This window comes from Paraflavitalea soli (genome assembly GCF_003555545.1).
Lineage (GTDB): Bacteria > Bacteroidota > Bacteroidia > Chitinophagales > Chitinophagaceae > Paraflavitalea > Paraflavitalea soli.
This window is the reverse complement of sequence record NZ_CP032157.1, coordinates 5368103-5385543: the sequence shown is the minus strand read 5'-3', so window position 1 is coordinate 5385543 and position 17441 is coordinate 5368103. Positions and strand designations below refer to the sequence as shown.

The 17441-nt window shown below is 48.3% G+C and carries 13 protein-coding genes; 8 read left to right on the top strand and 5 right to left on the bottom strand.

Annotated elements, in window-relative coordinates; translation table 11 throughout:
• On the bottom strand, positions 1–3183 hold the full coding sequence (locus tag D3H65_RS20175) for a ligand-binding sensor domain-containing protein (protein WP_119052042.1): 3183 nt from the start codon (positions 3181–3183) through the stop codon (positions 1–3).
• A 156-nt stretch (positions 3184–3339) separates the two neighbouring features.
• Between D3H65_RS20175 and D3H65_RS20170 the strand changes: the two genes are divergently transcribed.
• Positions 3340–4824, top strand: coding sequence for a family 43 glycosylhydrolase (locus D3H65_RS20170; RefSeq protein ID WP_119052041.1), 1485 nt, complete (start codon positions 3340–3342; stop codon positions 4822–4824).
• Positions 4825–4858: 34 nt separating this feature from the next.
• Complete coding sequence (locus D3H65_RS20165; protein WP_119054583.1) at positions 4859–5962, top strand: glycoside hydrolase family 88/105 protein; 1104 nt, start codon at positions 4859–4861, stop codon at positions 5960–5962.
• A 172-nt stretch (positions 5963–6134) separates the two neighbouring features.
• Here the strand turns inward: D3H65_RS20165 and map are convergent, their stop codons facing one another.
• The 3 genes from map to D3H65_RS20150 form a co-directional block, all read right to left on the bottom strand.
• The gene (gene map / locus D3H65_RS20160; protein ID WP_119052040.1) at positions 6135–6899 is read right to left on the bottom strand and encodes a type I methionyl aminopeptidase; all 765 of its coding nucleotides are present in this window, start codon (positions 6897–6899) and stop codon (positions 6135–6137) included.
• Between the two features lie 143 nt (positions 6900–7042).
• The gene (mdh, locus tag D3H65_RS20155; protein ID WP_119052039.1) at positions 7043–7972 is read right to left on the bottom strand and encodes a malate dehydrogenase; all 930 of its coding nucleotides are present in this window, start codon (positions 7970–7972) and stop codon (positions 7043–7045) included.
• 116 nt (positions 7973–8088) lie between these two features.
• Positions 8089–8577, bottom strand: coding sequence for a TlpA family protein disulfide reductase (locus D3H65_RS20150; RefSeq protein ID WP_162915735.1), 489 nt, complete (start codon positions 8575–8577; stop codon positions 8089–8091).
• 150 nt (positions 8578–8727) lie between these two features.
• Between D3H65_RS20150 and D3H65_RS20145 the strand changes: the two genes are divergently transcribed.
• The 6 genes from D3H65_RS20145 to accC all read left to right on the top strand — a co-directional run bounded on the left by D3H65_RS20145 (position 8728) and on the right by accC (position 15504).
• Entirely contained in the window at positions 8728–9090 is a 363-nt protein-coding gene (locus D3H65_RS20145) for a BlaI/MecI/CopY family transcriptional regulator (RefSeq protein WP_119052037.1), read from the top strand.
• A 3-nt stretch (positions 9091–9093) separates the two neighbouring features.
• Positions 9094–10920, top strand: a complete 1827-nt coding sequence (locus tag D3H65_RS20140; protein ID WP_119052036.1) for a M56 family metallopeptidase — start codon at positions 9094–9096, stop codon at positions 10918–10920.
• 28 nt (positions 10921–10948) lie between these two features.
• Entirely contained in the window at positions 10949–12694 is a 1746-nt protein-coding gene (locus D3H65_RS20135) for a M56 family metallopeptidase (protein ID WP_119052035.1), read from the top strand.
• 225 nt (positions 12695–12919) lie between these two features.
• Positions 12920–13486, top strand: coding sequence for an elongation factor P (gene efp, locus D3H65_RS20125; RefSeq protein ID WP_119052033.1), 567 nt, complete (start codon positions 12920–12922; stop codon positions 13484–13486).
• A 185-nt stretch (positions 13487–13671) separates the two neighbouring features.
• Positions 13672–14154 (top strand): acetyl-CoA carboxylase biotin carboxyl carrier protein, encoded by a 483-nt coding sequence (accB, locus tag D3H65_RS20120; RefSeq protein ID WP_119052032.1) that lies wholly within the window; start codon positions 13672–13674, stop codon positions 14152–14154.
• 12 nt (positions 14155–14166) lie between these two features.
• Positions 14167–15504 (top strand): acetyl-CoA carboxylase biotin carboxylase subunit, encoded by a 1338-nt coding sequence (accC, locus tag D3H65_RS20115; RefSeq protein WP_119052031.1) that lies wholly within the window; start codon positions 14167–14169, stop codon positions 15502–15504.
• A gap of 73 nt (positions 15505–15577) precedes the next feature.
• On the opposite strand, the gene D3H65_RS20110 is transcribed toward accC, so the two are convergent.
• Complete coding sequence (locus tag D3H65_RS20110) at positions 15578–17407, bottom strand: hypothetical protein (protein ID WP_119052030.1); 1830 nt, start codon at positions 17405–17407, stop codon at positions 15578–15580.
• Positions 17408–17441 lie beyond the last annotated feature (34 nt).

Below are 17441 nucleotides of genomic sequence, written 5' to 3'. Positions count from 1 at the left end.
TTACTCAATCTTTTTCCAGCTACTTAAATGAAATTCATTTTGTTGGTGTACGGGCATCCGTAATTCAAAAATAATTAAACCAGGGGAGGCCGGCATTAATTGCAGGGTGCCATTGTGCAGTTCGGCCAGGGACCTGGCTATTGAGAGACCTATGCCGGTGCCCGGTTTATTATTGCCGGGTACGCGCACAAAGGGTTCAAACAGGCGATGCCTGAACTCTTCTGGTATGGCTTTCCCATCATTGATAAAGTGGATGGTAAAATAGTCGCCCGGATCTTTTATGGGAGCCAATCGTATGGTGGCCCTGGTGGCCGCATATTTAACGGCATTCGATACCAGGTTGGTACTTATTTTAATGAATGCTTCCCTGTCTACAAAAGCCATATAATGGTTGGCTGGCAATTCCAGCTCCAGGTTGATATTATTGGCAGCGGCCTGTTCCTTAAAGCCGGTTACGATATCGGTAATGACTGCCACTATATCTGTATTGATAAAGTTTAAGCTAAACTGGCTTGCTTCGGTCTTCCTGAAATCCAGCAACTGGCTGGTCAATTCTACCAGGCGCCTGGTATTCTTCTCGGCTATGGTAAGGGTTTTATTGATATCGGGGTCTTTGCCCAGTTTTTTGATCAGCCACTCTATGGGCCCGGCAATGAGGGTAAGCGGGGTTTGTATTTCGTGGGTGATGTTGGTGAAGAACTCAATTTTTGCCTGGTATATTTCCTTTTCTTTTTCGTATTCAAAAAGCTGGAGTTTGCGGAGGTTTTTTCTTTCGAGGTTTTGACGGTATAGACGGGTGGCAAAAAAGACGGCGGTCAGCAAAAGCAGCGCGTATGCAATATAGGCGACGTTACTTTGCCAGAAAGGGGGCAAGATGGTGATCAGGAGCCTGCGTTCCTTTCCTTCCCAACTTCCGATATTGCTTTCGGCCTGCACAATAAATTCATAGTTGCCGTGGGTAAGATCGGTAAAGTAGGCTTTGCGATTGGTGCTGAGGTAGGTCCAGGACCTGTCGAGGCCCTTCATCAGGTATTTATACCGGGTTACTTCGGGAGCTGAAAAATTGAGTGCGGCAAATTCGATGCTGAAATTGTTTTGGGTGTATGGCAATACGATGGTATCGGTGTACAGGATAGATCTGTGGAGAGGGCTATTTTCTGCACCGGGTATCACCTCTTTATTATTGATCTGGAAGCCGGTAATATAGGTGGGCGGGCTTGGTTCTTTCTGATCGAAGGATGCAGGGTTGAAAGCGACCATTCCTTTTACAGAACCAAAATACATTTTTCCATCGGTGTGTTTGTAAGCGGAGCTGTAATTGAATTGGTCGGTGATCAGTCCATTGGCCTGTGTATACACTTTTACATCTCCGGTGGCGATATTAAAACGGATAAGGCCTTTGAGGGAACTGATCCATAAATGCTTTGACTCATCTTCCAGGATACCGTACAATACATTGGTGGGGAGCCCGTTTTCGGTGGTGTAGCGCCTGGTGGTTTTCCAGTCGGCACTTAGTTTGATCAATCCACCTCCGGTAGTGGCAAACCACAGGGCATGATCGCTGTCCTCAAAAATATTGTATACGGCAAATTCATTGTTGTATTGTCCGTTGGCGGTATCGCCGAACCGGAAATTGCCATGCCGGCCGGTGGCGGGATTGTAATAGTAGGCTCCCTGGGTAACGCTTCCTGTCCATATATTCCCTTTGGAATCTTCGAAGATATCGAACACATAAGAATTATAGGGGATCTCGGGAATGCGCTTAAATGTTTTATGTATGGGATCGTAGGTAAACAAGCCGGAGCCATGATAGGCGGTGCCCACCAATAAGCTATTGTTCCTGGTGCGGTATACGGAGATCACAAAATCACTTTCCTGGTCGTTCCTGGCACCGATGAGTTTAAACCGGTCGGTAATGGCACCGGTGGGAATGTGCATGATCTCCATGCCCTGCAAAAACGGACCGATAAATAACTTGTCATTCCATGCCAGCAAGCCATGTATATTGGGGTAAGAAATTGCCCCTTTTTTGGGTGAAGCGGTGTAGTGGGTAAACTGACCGGTCCTGAGGTCAAGTTTATTGATACCTGCATCTTCGGTGCCAATCCATAAATGTTGGTTGCTGTCGGCGGTTATTTCGCGTACTGCTTCGCCGGATATAGAGTTGACGCCTGGCCTTGGGTAATACTTTTCAAACCTGGCGTTGTCTTTGGAGCAATAATTAACGCCGGCAAAATAAGTGCCGGTCCACATGCCACCGCGGTTGTCCCTGCAAATAGTGTACACGGCATTGTCGGCAATGGCGTAAGGATCTCCGGGTTGTTTTACGAGGTTCCTGCTGAGGTGGTGAACGGGGTCGTAAATATAGATGCCGGATTCTGTAGCGATCCAATAATGGCCTTCATTGTCTACGGCAATGTCGCGTACATAAATATCGCTGTTGTCGGTGCGCAGGGCAATGGTACTGACCTGGCCGGTAAGGGTATTGTAGCTTTTCAATCCCTGCTTAAAACAGCCTATGAGGAGTTCGTGGCGGCTGATGGGGTATATTTTGCTTACAGACCGGGAGTTGGCCGGGATGTTTTCGGGGACGATCCTTACCCTGGCAGTGCCCGCTTTGTGTGGATCGTATTGGCGAATGTTGCCATCATTGTCTCCGATCCACAAATTCATGTTTTCGTCGAGGGCAATGCAGGAGGCAGGCGTTTTGAGGTCTTCTATCCTGTTCTCAACCGGGTTGTACTTATGCAGGGAAAAATTGACCAGGAACCAAAAATTGTTATCGTTGTCGATAAGGAGGTTATTGGTATAAGCTTTGGGCGAGGATTCCAATTCGAAAAAGCGTTCTTTATACGGATCGTATTTAAAGAGGCCTTTGCCTGTGCCCATCCATATCATCCCATTTTTATCTTCGGCAATGGTATTGATGATATTGTTTCCTATGTGCCCGAATTTGTTTTTGGTGTCTTCGCAGGTTTTGAAAGTATATCCGTCGAAGCGGTTGACGCCGTTGCGTGTTCCTATCCAGATGAGTCCCTTGGTATCCTGTATGATGGAGGTGACGGCATTATGCGCCAATCCATCGCCTATCTGGTATTGTTTGAAATAATACTGGCCCAGGCATGACGATACGGTAAGCAGCAGTGATAATCCCGCAGTAATAATTTTATACAGCAAGCGCATGATTCCCCCGTCCAAATATATAGAAATCGTGGTTATCGTGCTTCTCTTTGGAAGTGGAAGGGAGGTTGATCTTACCTGATTGACACGATTCGGCAAAATGTTGAACAGCCTGTTTGGGATGGGTTTATTTATTTTGACGCTTTACAATAACGGAACATGATGCGATTGTTTTTGCCATTGATAGTATGCCTATCGTGCTTTAGTAGCAGTGCCCAGCAGTTAGTATTGCCCGGAGACCATCCCGATCCTTCGGTGGTTAAGATAGGGAATGAATACTGGGCTGCCGGCACCACCTCCAACTGGTTTCCCGCTTTTCCTTTATACCGCTCTGCTGATCTTGTAAACTGGCAACCTGCCGGTCATGTGTTTACAAAAATGCCGGATTGGGCGGACTATTACCTGTGGGCCCCTGAAATTACGTACGATCATGGCAAGGTATACCTGTACTATTCAGGGCATAAAAAAGGGGGCAATCTGTGTATTGCGGCGGCAGTAGCCGACAAACCTGAAGGACCCTATACTGACCTTGGTCCGCTGATATGCCAGGAAGCCGGCTCGATAGATGCTTTTCCGATGCGGGATGAGCAGGGAAAGTTATACATGATATGGAAGGAAGATGGGAACAGTGTGGGTAAACCTACGCCTATCTGGGCTGCGGCCATGAAGGAGGACAGAACGGCTTTGGTGGGAGCAAAGCAGGAACTTTTCCGTGCGGATGCGGCCTGGGAAAATGGCCTGGTGGAAGGGGTATCGATCATCCGGCAAAAAGATTATTTCTATGCATTGTATGCGGGAGGTGCCTGCTGCGGTAAAAAATGCAATTACGGAACGGGTATCGCCAGGGCTAAAAGCCTGCTGGGTCCCTGGGAGAAATACCCGGGAAACCCTGTGTTGGCAGGGAATGCTGACTGGAAATGTCCCGGGCACGGAACGCCTGTTGAAAAGGATGGCAGGTTCTATTTTTTGTATCATGCTTATAGTAACCATAGCGGGACCTATGGAGGAAGACAAGGGTTACTGAATGAGTTTGAGTTTACTGCGGATGGGTGGCTGCGGTTTACGAATGGTACCGATTATGGCAAAGGGAAGAAGACGGAAAAGATCGTTGACCAATTTTCAACTAAACAACTTTCGGGCAACTGGCATTGGAGCGTTTTCCAGGATGTGCAATACCGGATCGTGAACAAGACCTTACAACTTCATGCGCTCCCTTCGCCCTCCGGCGCCTACCTGGGCCAATCTGTACTAGCGGTTAATTATCAGGCGGAGGTTACGGTGCAAAAGAACTCTACGGCACAGGCCGGGCTTGCTTTGATCGGCGATGATAAGAACATTTTGTATGCGGCAGCAGCGGGGAATACGATCCGGTTGGTACGGGTGCAAAAAGGAGAAGTGAAGGTTATTGCTGAAGAGAAAATAGAGCAGGCTTCGAATGTCAGGATAAGAGCGGAAGTAAACAATAATACAGCGGTGAGCTTTACCTACAGCACGGATGGTGTACACTATGCTGTGCTGAATAATACAGTTGCCGACATCTCTTATCTGCCACCGTGGGACAGGGCGGTGCGGGTAGGGTTGGTGTCAAAAGGTCGGGTAACCGAAGTAGCTTTCTTCAAGAACTTTCTCCTGGTTAACCGATGATGAAAATGGTCTTCTATTAATGAAATGTAAGCATATGAATAAAACGATAATCCTGTTGCTCTTGTTGCTTCCCGCTCAGTGCCTGGTTGCTCAGAAAAGAAGTCTTACGAAATTTCCCAAAGGCTATACACCCGAGGAAATTGGTAAACGGATCGCCTACCGGTTTGTGGATGCCAAACATGCGCTACATGCCGGGAAATGGATCAGTTATCCTGAAACTTTCTATTGGAATGGTTCGCTGCAATATGCGGCACTCACGAAAGATCAACAACTGCTCGATCTGCTGGAGAAAAGGTTCCAGCCTTTGTTCTCCACCGAAAGCGCCTACCTGCCGCCCAAATACCATGTGGACCTGAACATGTTTGGCAGCTTGCCGTTGGGTCTTTACCAGCTAACGAACAACAAAAAGTATTTGGAACTGGGCCTGCCTTATGCGGATACGCAGTGGGAGGTGCCTGATAATGGCAAAGCTCCCGAAAAGGCATGGGCTGAGAAAGGTTACTCCTGGCAAACACGGTTGTGGATCGATGATATGTATATGATCACCATCGTACAAACACAAGCCTATAAGGTTACGGGCGATGTAAAATACATTGACCGAGCGGCGAAAGAAATGGTGCTGTATTTGGATACGCTGCAGCGTGCGAACGGCCTGTTTTATCATGCGCCGGATGTACCGTTCTATTGGGGCCGTGGCAATGGCTGGATGGCTGCGGGTATGGCCGTGCTGCTGCGCCATTTGCCGAAAGACAATGTCTATCGCGCCCGTATTATGGAAGGCTACCTGAAGATGATGAAGAGCTTAAAGGAGTTTCAAACAGCAGCTGGTACCTGGAATCAGTTGATCGATGAAAAAGACAGCTGGGCGGAGACCTCGGGATCGGCAATGTTTACCTATGCGCTGATCACGGGTGTAAAACAACAATGGCTGAATGAGCGGACATACGCTCCGGTAGCCCGTAAGGCCTGGATGGGATTGGTGAGGTATGTGGATGAGAAAGGCGCTGTATCTGAAGTGTGTGTGGGGACCAATAAAAAGAACGATAAGCAATATTATTACGACCGCCCGCGCAGCAAAGGGGATTACCACGGGCAGGCAGCTTATACCTGGTGTGTGGGCGCGCTGCTTGAAAAGTGATGGCGAATAGCTAAAGGCCTTTCAGATCACCGGATCTGAAGGGCCTTTTGTTTTGATAGTCTTTTTGGCTTAGATAAATTTGATCACGTCTTTGTCATAACGCAAGTTATCGGGATTCCAGATATATAGAACTGTTGCTAAATGCTACTTGTTTGCTGCCGGGATATAGCTGCTAATTTAATATGCCATTCATTTCGGTCAAGATCATTGGCTTGCCATCGGTGACTACAATGGTATGCTCATGCTGCGCCATATAGCCGCCTTTGTTGCCCACCATGGTCCATCCATCGCCCAGCTCTGTTGCGTAGGTAGAAGTGGTAGTAATGAATGTTTCTATAGCTACCACGGAGTCCTTTTTAAATCGCCTCCGGTCAAACCGGTTGCTGTAGTTGAGCAGGTCGGACGGTTCTTCGTGTAAACCCCGGCCTATACCATGCCCGCCCAGGTTTTTAATTACTTTAAAACCTTTCTTTTTAGCTTCGGTTTCCATCAGGTTTCCAATGTCTGCTATTTTCACGCCTCCCCTGATATGGTTGATGGCTTTTTGCAATATCTCTTTGGATGCATCGACCAGTTTCTGGTGTTGGTGAATGTCATTGCCCAGCACAAATGACCCGCCATTGTCGGCCCAAAAGCCATTCAGTTCTGCTGACACATCAATATTGATCAGGTCACCTTCCTGTAGGATCCTACTGTGGGAGGGGATGCCATGGCAAAACTCATTATCCACACTAATGCAGGTATGTCCCGGAAATCCGTAGGTTAAATAGGGGGCAGACTTCGCTCCTAAACGGGTCAGTATGGCAGCGCCGTATTGGTCCAGTTCTTTTGTACTCATGCCGGGCCGGGCATAGGTCCTCATTTCTTTTAAGGTATGTGCAACAGCCTCGCTCGCTTTTTGCATGCCCAGTAATTCTGACTTGTTTGTTATAGACATGGGTTGATTGCCGGTTTGGTGGATTGTAATGCCAGTTGGCTTAATTCATTTACTTATTAATACCATTGGGAAGGATAATAGTTCAATTCCATAAAAAAAGGGCGCTGGTCTGCGCCCTTTCTATATTGATATCGAATCATCAATTATAAAGTCTTCAGCACATCATTCATGCTTCTTACTGCATCGGCGCTCTTGTTGAAGAGGGCTTGCTCATCGGCGTTGAGGCCAAAGTCGAGGATCTTTTCCCAACCATTACGGCCAATGGTTACGGGGACACCCAGACAGATATCTTTTTGACCATACTCACCATTCAAGGGCACGCAGCAAGTGAACAGTTTCTTCTCATCACGCACAATGCTTTCCACCAGCGCAGCACCGGCAGCACCAGGTGCATACCAGGCAGAAGTACCAATGAGCTTGGTAAGGGTAGCGCCACCCACCATGGTGTCAGCTATTATTTGTTTTTGTTGCTCTTCGCTCAGGAACTTGGTTACGGGAACACTGTTCCAGGTAGCCAGGCGGATCAAAGGGATCATCGTTGTGTCACCGTGGCCACCTACTACTACTGCATTGAGGTCGGCAGGGCTACAGCCGAGGTGCTGGCTCAACTGGTATTTGAAACGGGCGCTATCCAGGGTACCACCCATACCGATGATGCGGTTCTTGGGAAGACCGGTAGCGGTTTGGGCGAGGTAGGTCATGGTGTCCATCGGATTGCTGATCACGATGATGATGGTATCCGGAGAATACTTCAGGATGTTGTCGCAAACGCTTTTTACAATACCTGCATTGGTACCGATCAGTTCTTCACGGGTCATACCAGGTTTGCGGGGCAAACCAGAAGTGATCACCACCACATCTGAACCGGCAGTTTTGGAATAATCATTGGTGCTACCGGTAATACGGGTATCGAAGCCCAGCAGGGTAGCGGTCTGCATCATATCCTGGGCTTTACCTTCAGCAATTCCTTCTTTAATGTCGAGTAATACCAATTCTGTAGCCAGTTCTTTACGGGCAATATTATCGGCACAAGTAGCGCCTACAGCGCCTGCACCCACAACGGTTACTTTCATCAGAAAACAATTTTAGAGTTGATCAATGATTAAATCCTGTCTGTCCGTTTCAGACGGATCGGGCAGGCGGGGCAAAGGTAGGCGATGGAACCAGCAAAAGCAATCTAATTCCGGAATTAGTGCAATGCTTTCAGCAGGTCATCTACGGGCACATTGCCTTGCCAGGTATTGACAAGATCACCTTTTTTATTATACACTGCCAGGAAGGGCAGGCTTTGTATATGGTAGAAGGGCGGCAGTACAAACTTTTCATCGCGTCCCACTTTGATGTTGGGATGTTTGGAAAGTTCATAGGTACTGATGAATTCCACCATTTCCTCAAAAGGCTGGTAGGTAGCCAGCACAAACTGGGTATTCTTAAACTCCGCCATGCGCTTGAGCATATCGCTCACCTGGTGCTGGCAATGGTCGCAGGAAGGGCTGAAGAACATGACCAGTACGGGACCTTTCTTCAACTGGGCCTTTGTGAGCAAGCTGCTGTCGGCCTGGAGCAGGGAAAAGGGCGGAACGGTGGGGAAACGCTTGTATGGATAGACTGTATCTGTTTGTGTCACAGCCATTAATACAAATAATAACGGTACTACTGTAAGAAACCATTTCTTCATGAGGGGGAATTTTAGTGCTGGGATCATAGCTAACAAAAATAGCTGTAAACGTTTTTATGGGTCAATGATAAGTTTCTTTTAACAAAAAAAGGGGAGAAAATAATTGGGCACACTACGATAATGTCGTAGGTTTACGAAAATATCGTAAAGATGGAAAAGTTAACACCACAGGAAGAAGAAGCCATGATGGCGGTGTGGAAAGCTGGTGAAGGCAATGTAAAAGTATTCCTGGATCATATGGATGAGCCCCGGCCTCCTTATACTACGCTGGCCTCGACCATTAAGAACCTGGAACGTAAAGAAATGCTCCGCAGCCGGCTGGTAGGCAATGCTTACCTGTATACGCCTGCCATGTCGGAGGAAGATTATAAAAAGAACTTTATGAGCGGGGTAGTGAAAAATTACTTCGATAACAGCTATAAAGAGCTGGTCAACTTTTTTGTGGAGCAAAATAAGCTGAGCCCAAAAGAGCTGCAGGAGATCATCGATATGATTGAAGGAAAGAAGCCTTAGTATATGCAATACATCTTAAAGTTATCCATTGCACTGGGGGTTGTATACCTGTTTTACTGGCTGCTGTTGAGGAGGCTTACCTTCTACAACTGGAACCGCTGGTACCTGCTGGTATACTCCATGGTTGTCTTTTTTATTCCGCTGATCGATGTATTTGATCTGTTGCAACAACACGGGCTGCAGCATGCTGCCGTGATCAGCTATATACCTGCCTTGCCGGTCGTGAACCAGGTGATGGCCACACCTGAGACGGATATAAATTGGTGGGTAATATGCGCAGGATTGATCGCAACGGGCAGTGTGCTGATGGCGGGGCGATTGCTGATCCAGTTCCTCTCGCTGCGGCGGTTGAAGTCTTCGGCAGTATTGTTATCGGATGGGGAGGTGAAATTATTTCATATCGACAAAAAGATCATTCCCTTCTCCACACGGTCGGCCATTTATGTAAACCGCCACCTGCACGCTGAGCATGAACTGAAAGAGATCATACGCCATGAATTCATCCACGTAAAACAGCGTCATTCCATGGACCTGTGGTGGGGCGAGCTACTCTGTATCCTTAACTGGTACAATCCGTTTGCGTGGCTTATCCGGAAGGCCATGCGGCAGAACCTGGAGTTTATTGCAGATCACCAGGTGTTGCAAAGCGGGTTGGACCGCAAGCAATACCAGTACCTGCTGCTGAAGGTAACGGGTATCGCGCCCTTTAGTATCGCTACAAATTTTAATTTCTCCTCATTAAAAAAACGTATTGTCATGATGAATAAGAACAAAAGTGCGAATGTGCACCTCATGCGTTTCCTGTTCATACTACCCTTGCTGGTAGTAGTGCTGCTGGCCTTCCGGAAGGTAGCGATCAGCAACAGCCCCTCCTATGTTGATAAGAAGATCACTGATACTGTGCCTGTAAAGGAAATAAACGTGGAGGAGGATTTTAAACAGAAAGGGATTAAGCGGATAATGATCAAAGAGAAGACGCTCAAGGCAGAAGTGATCTTTAAAAATGGCACGGTCAAAACCTTCGACCTGACTAAGGCGGATGAAAAGGAGGCTTTTGACAGTGAGTATGGCGACCTGGTACCGCCACCACCACCTACTGCGCCGCGGCCTGCAAAAGCACCACGGCATGCTGCGCCAGCGGCGCCTGCAGCGGCGCCCAATGATGCCCCGGCTCCACCATCCCCTGCGGCCCTCCCCGGAGAGCCTGCAGCGCCAGCCGCAGTTCCGGCACCGGCTGCTCCCAAATGGGCTGCAGGTTTCAGAGCAGCCGGTACTACTTCTTTTGTTGAAAGCGCCACGAGCACACCTGTAGAGGTAGCCGTTGCTCCGGTTGCTGTAACGGCTTCCGGCAATGTATCAATTACTGAGGGACCCGTAAGCGGACCTGTGGAAGTGACTGTGCGGGCGACAAAAGCGGAAATAAGGAACGTAACAGCCAGGGGTACAGCTACGGGTACCATCAACAAAAGAACGCTGGTGACTGCCGATATGATCGAGGTAAGGCCTGTTACGGCAGTACATGTAACGGGTACAGGGACTATTGATGACGCTGCAGAAGTGCTGGCAGAAATAAAGAACACGACCACGCGCCAGGAGCTGGAGCAGCTTGCGGCTGCCCTGAAGGAAAAAGGGTATTCCCTCAGCTTCAACAATGTGGGTTTTGATAACGGTGAGCTGGTATCGCTGGAAGGTTCTATCAGCAATGGTTCTGAAAAGGGTAATTTCTCCGGCGACCATTTCAAGACATTAACGGTGAGTGTTCATAAAAACAATGGGAAGCGCTATTTCCTGGTAGGTATACGTGGTGGTAGTGTATCATTCCAACAGTAGTATTTTTTGATCCAGCAAATAATTCGTTATGCCGTACATAGCCCAGTATTTACTTAAGTTGTCGATAAGTCTCTCGGTGGTATACCTGTTCTATGCGCTTGTATTGCGGCGCCTGACGTTCTATACCTGCAACCGGTGGTATTTGCTGGGCTATTCGTTCCTGGCATTCTTTATCCCTTTTGTCAATATATCGCCCATGCTGGATCGGGGTGCGTGGAAGGATTATAAAGTGGTACAACTGATACCGGTGGTAGGCAATTATGAAGCAGCGGCTTCTGCCAGCCCGCTCAATGCCTGGACGGTATCGTTGCTGTTGTTGATTTCGGGCATTGTAGTGATGTTGGTGCGCTTACTGATGCAATACCTTTCATTCAGGCGCATCCGTCGTTCTTCGCAGTTGTTGTCGGATAATGCGGTGAAGATCTACCAGGTGGATAAATTCATTATCCCCTTCTCTTTTGGCCGCTCTATTTTCATTAACCAGCATCAGCATAATGAAGATGAGCTGAAAGAGATCATCCGGCACGAATTTATTCATGTGAAGCAACGGCATACGGCCGACATCCTGTGGAGTGAGCTGGTGTGCATGCTGAACTGGTATAATCCCTTTGCCTGGCTTATCCGCCGCGCCATCCGGCAAAACCTCGAGTTTATTGCGGACCACCAGGTGCTGGAAGCGGGCCTCGACCGGAAGCAATACCAATACCTCTTGCTGAAGGTAGTAGGAGTACCTGCTTTTGCTATTGCCAACCAATTTAATTTTTCTTCCCTTAAAAAAAGGATCACTATGATGAATAAGATGCGCAGCGCCAAAGTGCATTTGATCAAGTTCCTTTTTGTACTGCCGCTGGTTACGATCTTGTTGCTAGCCTTCCGGAGTGCGGCCATTGATCATGCAGCGGCCACAGTCATGGACAAAGAAATGGCCGGTGCGGGTAATATAGAAGATATTGGTGTATTGACTATGCCTTTGCATGATACTGTGCCACTGAAGGGAAAAGTAACGGGGGGGCGGGTAGATTCAGATTCAGTGCCTGTAATAAGGATCGTGCAAACGCAGGATTCCACCCGTGTGATGATCGATGCCAGCCTGCATGGGCCTGGCAGGCCTTACAAACTGCTGGATGGCCCGGTGACGCAGCTGCAGGATGCAGTATTATTTATAGTAGATGGGGTGGAAATGCCCAGAGGCGAAGGGGTGTTGCAAAAAATAGATCCCCAGGATATTGAAAGTGTAAGTGTATTGAAAGATCAGTCGGCAGAAACGCTGTATGGGGAAAGGGGAAAAAACGGGGTGATCATCATTACTACCAAAAAGGCCCCCAAAAAGCCGGTGCAACCGGAATTACCTCCTGTGAAACTGGTACCTGATACTGTGCCTGGCCGTCCAACTACCATGCGAATAAGGATCAATGATAATGTAATTGCGCAAAAGGAGGGCCTGGGTAGTTTTCCCGGCCTGATCGTGCTGGATGGTACTATATACGATAGCCTGAGCATCCGGAAAATAGACCTGAAACCGGAAGATATTAAGATGATCGAAGTATTAAAAGATCAATCTGCAGAGGCGCTCTATGGTACCAGGGGCAAAAATGGGGTGATCAGGATCACGACCAAAAACAAAGATGAAAGGATTACGGTGACGCCGGTACCCGATCGCAGGACTGCCTATGCAGCAGCGAAGACCCGCGGTCTATTGACGCAGCCGCCGGCCCAGGTAGCTGGCCAGCCATTTATCATAGATGCCCGGCTGGACCTGGAAGAACCTGATTAATTATTGCTTCCCATAGCTTTCTGAACGCCGGCTGGTATTTCCATGCCGGTTTTTTTGTTGATCAATTTCCCCGCCGGGCGGCTTTGGGGCGGCTTGTTTTGAACTTTTACTTCCCTTTTGTGTGCTGACAATTTTGCCGTAGTTTTGCTGCCCCGCCGCCCGCGTGTACATCCTGTGGGGCCGGCGGTTGAAAAATTCGTAATCGAAAAAATCATCAGCTATTTTATGGCAACTACTTCAGACATCAGCCGTGGTATGATCATTAAACTGGATGGCAGCTTGTATTCCATCGTGGAATTCGGAGAGAACAAGACCGCCCGCGCAGCCGCCAAAGTCTGGGCCAAACTGAAAGGTGTAGACAATAAGCGCAGTATCGAAAAGACCTGGAACTCAGGCGATAATATTTATCCGGTACGCGTAGAAAGGAAAGATTATCAATTTCTGTATAAAGACGATAGCGGTTATAACTTCATGGATACGGAGACTTTTGAGCAGATCGCTTTGAGCGAAGACCTGATCGATGCTCCGCAATTTCTGAAGGATGGCCAGGAAGTTTCGATGTTGATCAATACAGAAACTGAACTTCCCATGAGCGTGGAGCTGCCTGATAAGATCGTGCTGAAAGTAACTTATAGTGAACCCGGCATGAAAGGTGATACGGCTACCCGTACCCTGAAGCCTGCTACTGTAGAGACCGGCGCTACTGTAAACGTACCTTTGTTTGTAAATGAAGGGGAGTTGATCCGGGTTAATACCAAGAGCGGTGAATATGTAGAACGCGTGAAAGAATAAGCATGACTGCTGTTCAGCTCTTGTCATAATATATTGTAATGGATAATAGAACGTCTCTGTTGTCCATTTTTTTATTCCATGGGATATTCGCTTAAAAAAGAGGGTTTTGGGCATATTTAATGTGTAATCCTTATCTTAGCCGCCTGTTTTGCCCGAACCAACCGTCAACATAAACAATTAAACAGATGGATTTTAAACAAATTCAGGAGTTGATCAAAATGATCAACAAGTCCAACATCGGTGAAGTGACCATAGAAGAAAAGGGATTCAAACTAACCATCAAACAAAAAGAAGAACCTGCTCAACACGTAATCGCTGCTCCTATGCATGCGCCCATGTCCATGCCGGCGGTTGCTCAACCCCAGGCGCTGGCAGCTCCTGCAGCGCAGGCCTCCGGAGATAAAAAAGCGGCCGAACCTGCTGCTGATAACCTGATCACCATCAAAAGTCCAATGATCGGTACTTTTTACCGTAGCCCATCACCCGGCAAACCCGTATTTGTGGAGCCAGGGGATGAAGTGCTGCCGGGCAAGGTGGTATGTATCATAGAAGCCATGAAACTCTTCAACGAAATTGAAAGCGAAGTAAAGGGGCGTATCGTAAAGGTGCTGGTAGAAGACGCTTCGCCTGTGGAATACGATCAGCCTTTATTCCTGGTAGAACCCTAACTAATTAATTCAATGTTCAAAAAGATTTTAATTGCCAATCGTGGAGAGATTGCCTTGCGGGTAATTCGTACCTGTCGTGAGATGGGTATTAAAACTGTGGCGGTATACTCTACGGCTGATAAAGATAGCCTGCATGTAAAATTTGCCGACGAAGCGGTTTGCATAGGCCGTGCAGCCAGTTCCGATTCTTATCTTAATATTCCCCATATCATGGCAGCTGCCGAGATCACGAATGCGGATGGTATCCATCCGGGTTATGGATTTCTGGCAGAAAATGCCCGGTTTGCCGAAATATGTGGTGAACACAATATTAAATTCATAGGGCCCACGCCCGATCAGATCCGTTCGATGGGTGATAAGATCACTGCCAAAGAAACGATGATCAGGGCCGGTGTACCGGTGGTGCCCGGTGGTGAAGGTTTACTTCAAAGCCTGGAAGAGGCCAAAAGCCTGGCCAAAGAGATAGGTTACCCGGTGATCCTGAAAGCTACTGCCGGTGGTGGTGGTAAAGGTATGCGGGTAGTGTGGCAGGAAGACGAGATGGAGAAGAACTACAACACTGCCAAAATTGAAGCCGGCGCTTCCTTTAAGAACGATGGTATCTATATGGAGAAGTTTGTGGAAGAGCCACGCCATATCGAGATACAGGTAGCCGGCGACCGCTATGGTAAGGTGTGCCACCTCAGTGAAAGGGATTGCTCTATTCAGCGCCGTCACCAGAAACTGGTGGAAGAATCTCCTTCGCCTTTTATGACACCGGAATTGCGCCAGCGCATGGGCGATGCTGCCATCAAAGCGGCTTCTGCCATTGGATATGAAAGTGTAGGCACCATCGAGTTCCTGGTAGATAAGCACCGCAATTTCTACTTCATGGAAATGAATACGCGTATCCAGGTAGAACATTGTGTAACGGAAGAAGTGACCAATTTTGACCTTATTAAGGAGCAAATTAAAATAGCCTCGGGCGAAGCGATCAGTGGTCAGAACTATGAACCACAAATGCACGCCATCGAATGCCGTATCAATGCAGAAGATCCGTACAATGATTTCAGGCCCAGTCCTGGTAAGATCACGGTACTGAACCAGCCCGGTGGTCATGGTATCCGTATCGATTCGCATGTATACGCCGGGTATGTGATACCTCCTTACTACGATTCCATGATCGCCAAGATCATTGCCGTAGCACGCACCAGGGAAGAGGCCATCAATACCATGAGCCGTGCCCTGAATGAGTATGTGATCGAAGGGGTAAAGACTACCATTCCTTTTCATCAGCAACTCATGAAGAACGAAGATTTCATCAAAGGCAACTTCAATACCAAGTTCCTGGAGTCCTTTAAGTTATTATAATCAGGAAACTGATCTGAAAGGGTGGGTTGTCTTCCATGATGGCCCACCCTTTTTCTATGTCCATGCCGACCGTTTATTGTTTGATGAACCGTGTGGGTTGCATTGCATATTCCGGTGCGGAAACAGTAATGGTATATATGCCGGCAGGAAAGGAAGTGGCGTTGATGGGTATGCTGTTACTGCCTTTGGGCAACCAGACAGGTATTATTTTGATTACTCTCCCCATAATATCTGCGATCATTAGTTGCGCCTCCGCTTTTTTCCTGGTGGTGAGCAGCAATCGCGTGGCGCCGCTGGTAATGGAAGGCGCACAAATACCAGACAGGATGCCCCCGGTTTCTGTAGCAGGACGGGTACGCGGGTTTACCAGTAAAGGGTTGAAACTGCCGGTTGTACTGGCCAGGGAAAAATATTCGGTGGCGCCAAAGGAACTGAGGGCATAGCTGGTAACAAACCCATTGGAGCCGGGGCTGCCCATGCAGCCAGTATTACCGGCATCGGACCAGGTATTGCCTGATAGCCGGGCTACGCGCAGGGTGGCCAGGTCGGTAACACCGCCGCTGTTGGGATCATTAAAAGAGAGTTTTACGGCTGTTTGCGGGGTGGGTGACAGGTCGGCGACAATGGTCCAATGTTCAATAGATGAAATATGATGGAGGTTGGCATGGTAGGTACTGCTCATGAGTTTTGGATTGGCGCGGAAAAACTCTACGGTATAGTTGCCGGTAACCTGGGTAAGGCTTAGCCACCGGTGGGTGTTGCCCTTGCCTATGGGAAACAGGAATTGATCCTGGGCCATTAATCCCAGTTTCTTCAACGGGCCATTGATAAAGCTGGTGGAAGACAAGGAGTCGACTTTCACGGTACAGGTTGCCTGCAAGGTTAGCAGGTTGGTGGAACTGGTGTTTACCTGCCCGGCAGTCAGTTCCAATTGATAAGGTAAGGAAAGTGGCGTTTGCAATACAACACCAGCGGCATTGTTGATCTTTAGAGCCACGCTATTGGCAATGCCACCCGCCATTGAAAGCTGTTGAGGGCCGGCGCCATTCATCTCCAGGATGGGCAGACCATTGTTGTTCTCGGTAATAATCCCTTTTGATTGCAGGAGGTGTTTGCCAATTTGTACCACGGTATTATTGGGGCCGCTGCCGAGGTTGAAGATACCGCCCCGCTGTTCATAGTTTCCCCGGATAAAGATCGTATCATCCAGGTCGAGGTTAAAACTCACACCATCATTAATGAGGAAATTGCCACGGATTATTACAGGTGTAGCTCCGTTGGCATTGTAGGTCCTGGCGCCGCCTGCTGCCGTGGCCGACAGTACCAGGGTGCCAAAGGTTTTGCCGGCAAAGGATATTAAGGGGCCTCCGCCCTTGATATCAAATTCAAAGATGCCTGATTCGGTACCGGGGCTGGCTGACAGATTGCCCACCACTGCTGCATGTGACCTTGGTGTATTGTGTATGTATCGACCATCATTACCTATCCAAAGCGCGCCAGCGATGTCGATGGGGATGCCTGAGAGGGCGCCGGAAGCATTCCTGAAAATACCACCCTTATTGATCCGTAATGCTGTGCCGGTATTGGTGAGCCGCAAGCCAGGTATGGCTGTATTGGTAAGGGGTAATATGGCTTCGATGGTATGGTCAGCGGCGGGTGTAATCGTTAGTGAGTTGACCATTACAGTTATATTGCCTGGGGGCAATAGTACCGTATAGTTGGCGGAAGTGAATGTATTGTCAAGAATTACGTCATCAATAGCTGTTGGTATACTATTGCCCGACCAATTAGTTGGCGTGAGCCATTGTCCATCTCCGGCGAGGCCTGTCCATCGTTTCTGGGCTATACTATTCAGTTGGCCCATAATGATGAGGGCCAGCAGCAAGGTTTTGGTTTGTTGCATAGATATTGGAGGCATTAAAAGCCTTCCGTACATA

Excerpts from the sequence above, each read along its gene's own strand:
- mdh (WP_119052039.1), bottom strand. The coding sequence starts at position 7,972 with ATGAAAGTAACCGTTGTGGGTGCAGGCGCTGTAGGCGCTACTTGTGCC.
- D3H65_RS20175 (WP_119052042.1), bottom strand. The coding sequence starts at position 3,183 with ATGCGCTTGCTGTATAAAATTATTACTGCGGGATTATCACTGCTGCTT.
- D3H65_RS20135 (WP_119052035.1), top strand. The coding sequence starts at position 10,949 with ATGCCGTACATAGCCCAGTATTTACTTAAGTTGTCGATAAGTCTCTCG.
- D3H65_RS20145 (WP_119052037.1), top strand. The coding sequence starts at position 8,728 with ATGGAAAAGTTAACACCACAGGAAGAAGAAGCCATGATGGCGGTGTGG.
- D3H65_RS20165 (WP_119054583.1), top strand. The coding sequence starts at position 4,859 with ATGAATAAAACGATAATCCTGTTGCTCTTGTTGCTTCCCGCTCAGTGC.
- D3H65_RS20170 (WP_119052041.1), top strand. The coding sequence starts at position 3,340 with ATGATGCGATTGTTTTTGCCATTGATAGTATGCCTATCGTGCTTTAGT.
- efp (WP_119052033.1), top strand. The coding sequence starts at position 12,920 with ATGGCAACTACTTCAGACATCAGCCGTGGTATGATCATTAAACTGGAT.
- D3H65_RS20140 (WP_119052036.1), top strand. The coding sequence starts at position 9,094 with ATGCAATACATCTTAAAGTTATCCATTGCACTGGGGGTTGTATACCTG.
- map (WP_119052040.1), bottom strand. The coding sequence starts at position 6,899 with ATGTCTATAACAAACAAGTCAGAATTACTGGGCATGCAAAAAGCGAGC.
- D3H65_RS20110 (WP_119052030.1), bottom strand. The coding sequence starts at position 17,407 with ATGCAACAAACCAAAACCTTGCTGCTGGCCCTCATCATTATGGGCCAA.
- accB (WP_119052032.1), top strand. The coding sequence starts at position 13,672 with ATGGATTTTAAACAAATTCAGGAGTTGATCAAAATGATCAACAAGTCC.
- D3H65_RS20150 (WP_162915735.1), bottom strand. The coding sequence starts at position 8,577 with ATGAAGAAATGGTTTCTTACAGTAGTACCGTTATTATTTGTATTAATG.
- accC (WP_119052031.1), top strand. The coding sequence starts at position 14,167 with ATGTTCAAAAAGATTTTAATTGCCAATCGTGGAGAGATTGCCTTGCGG.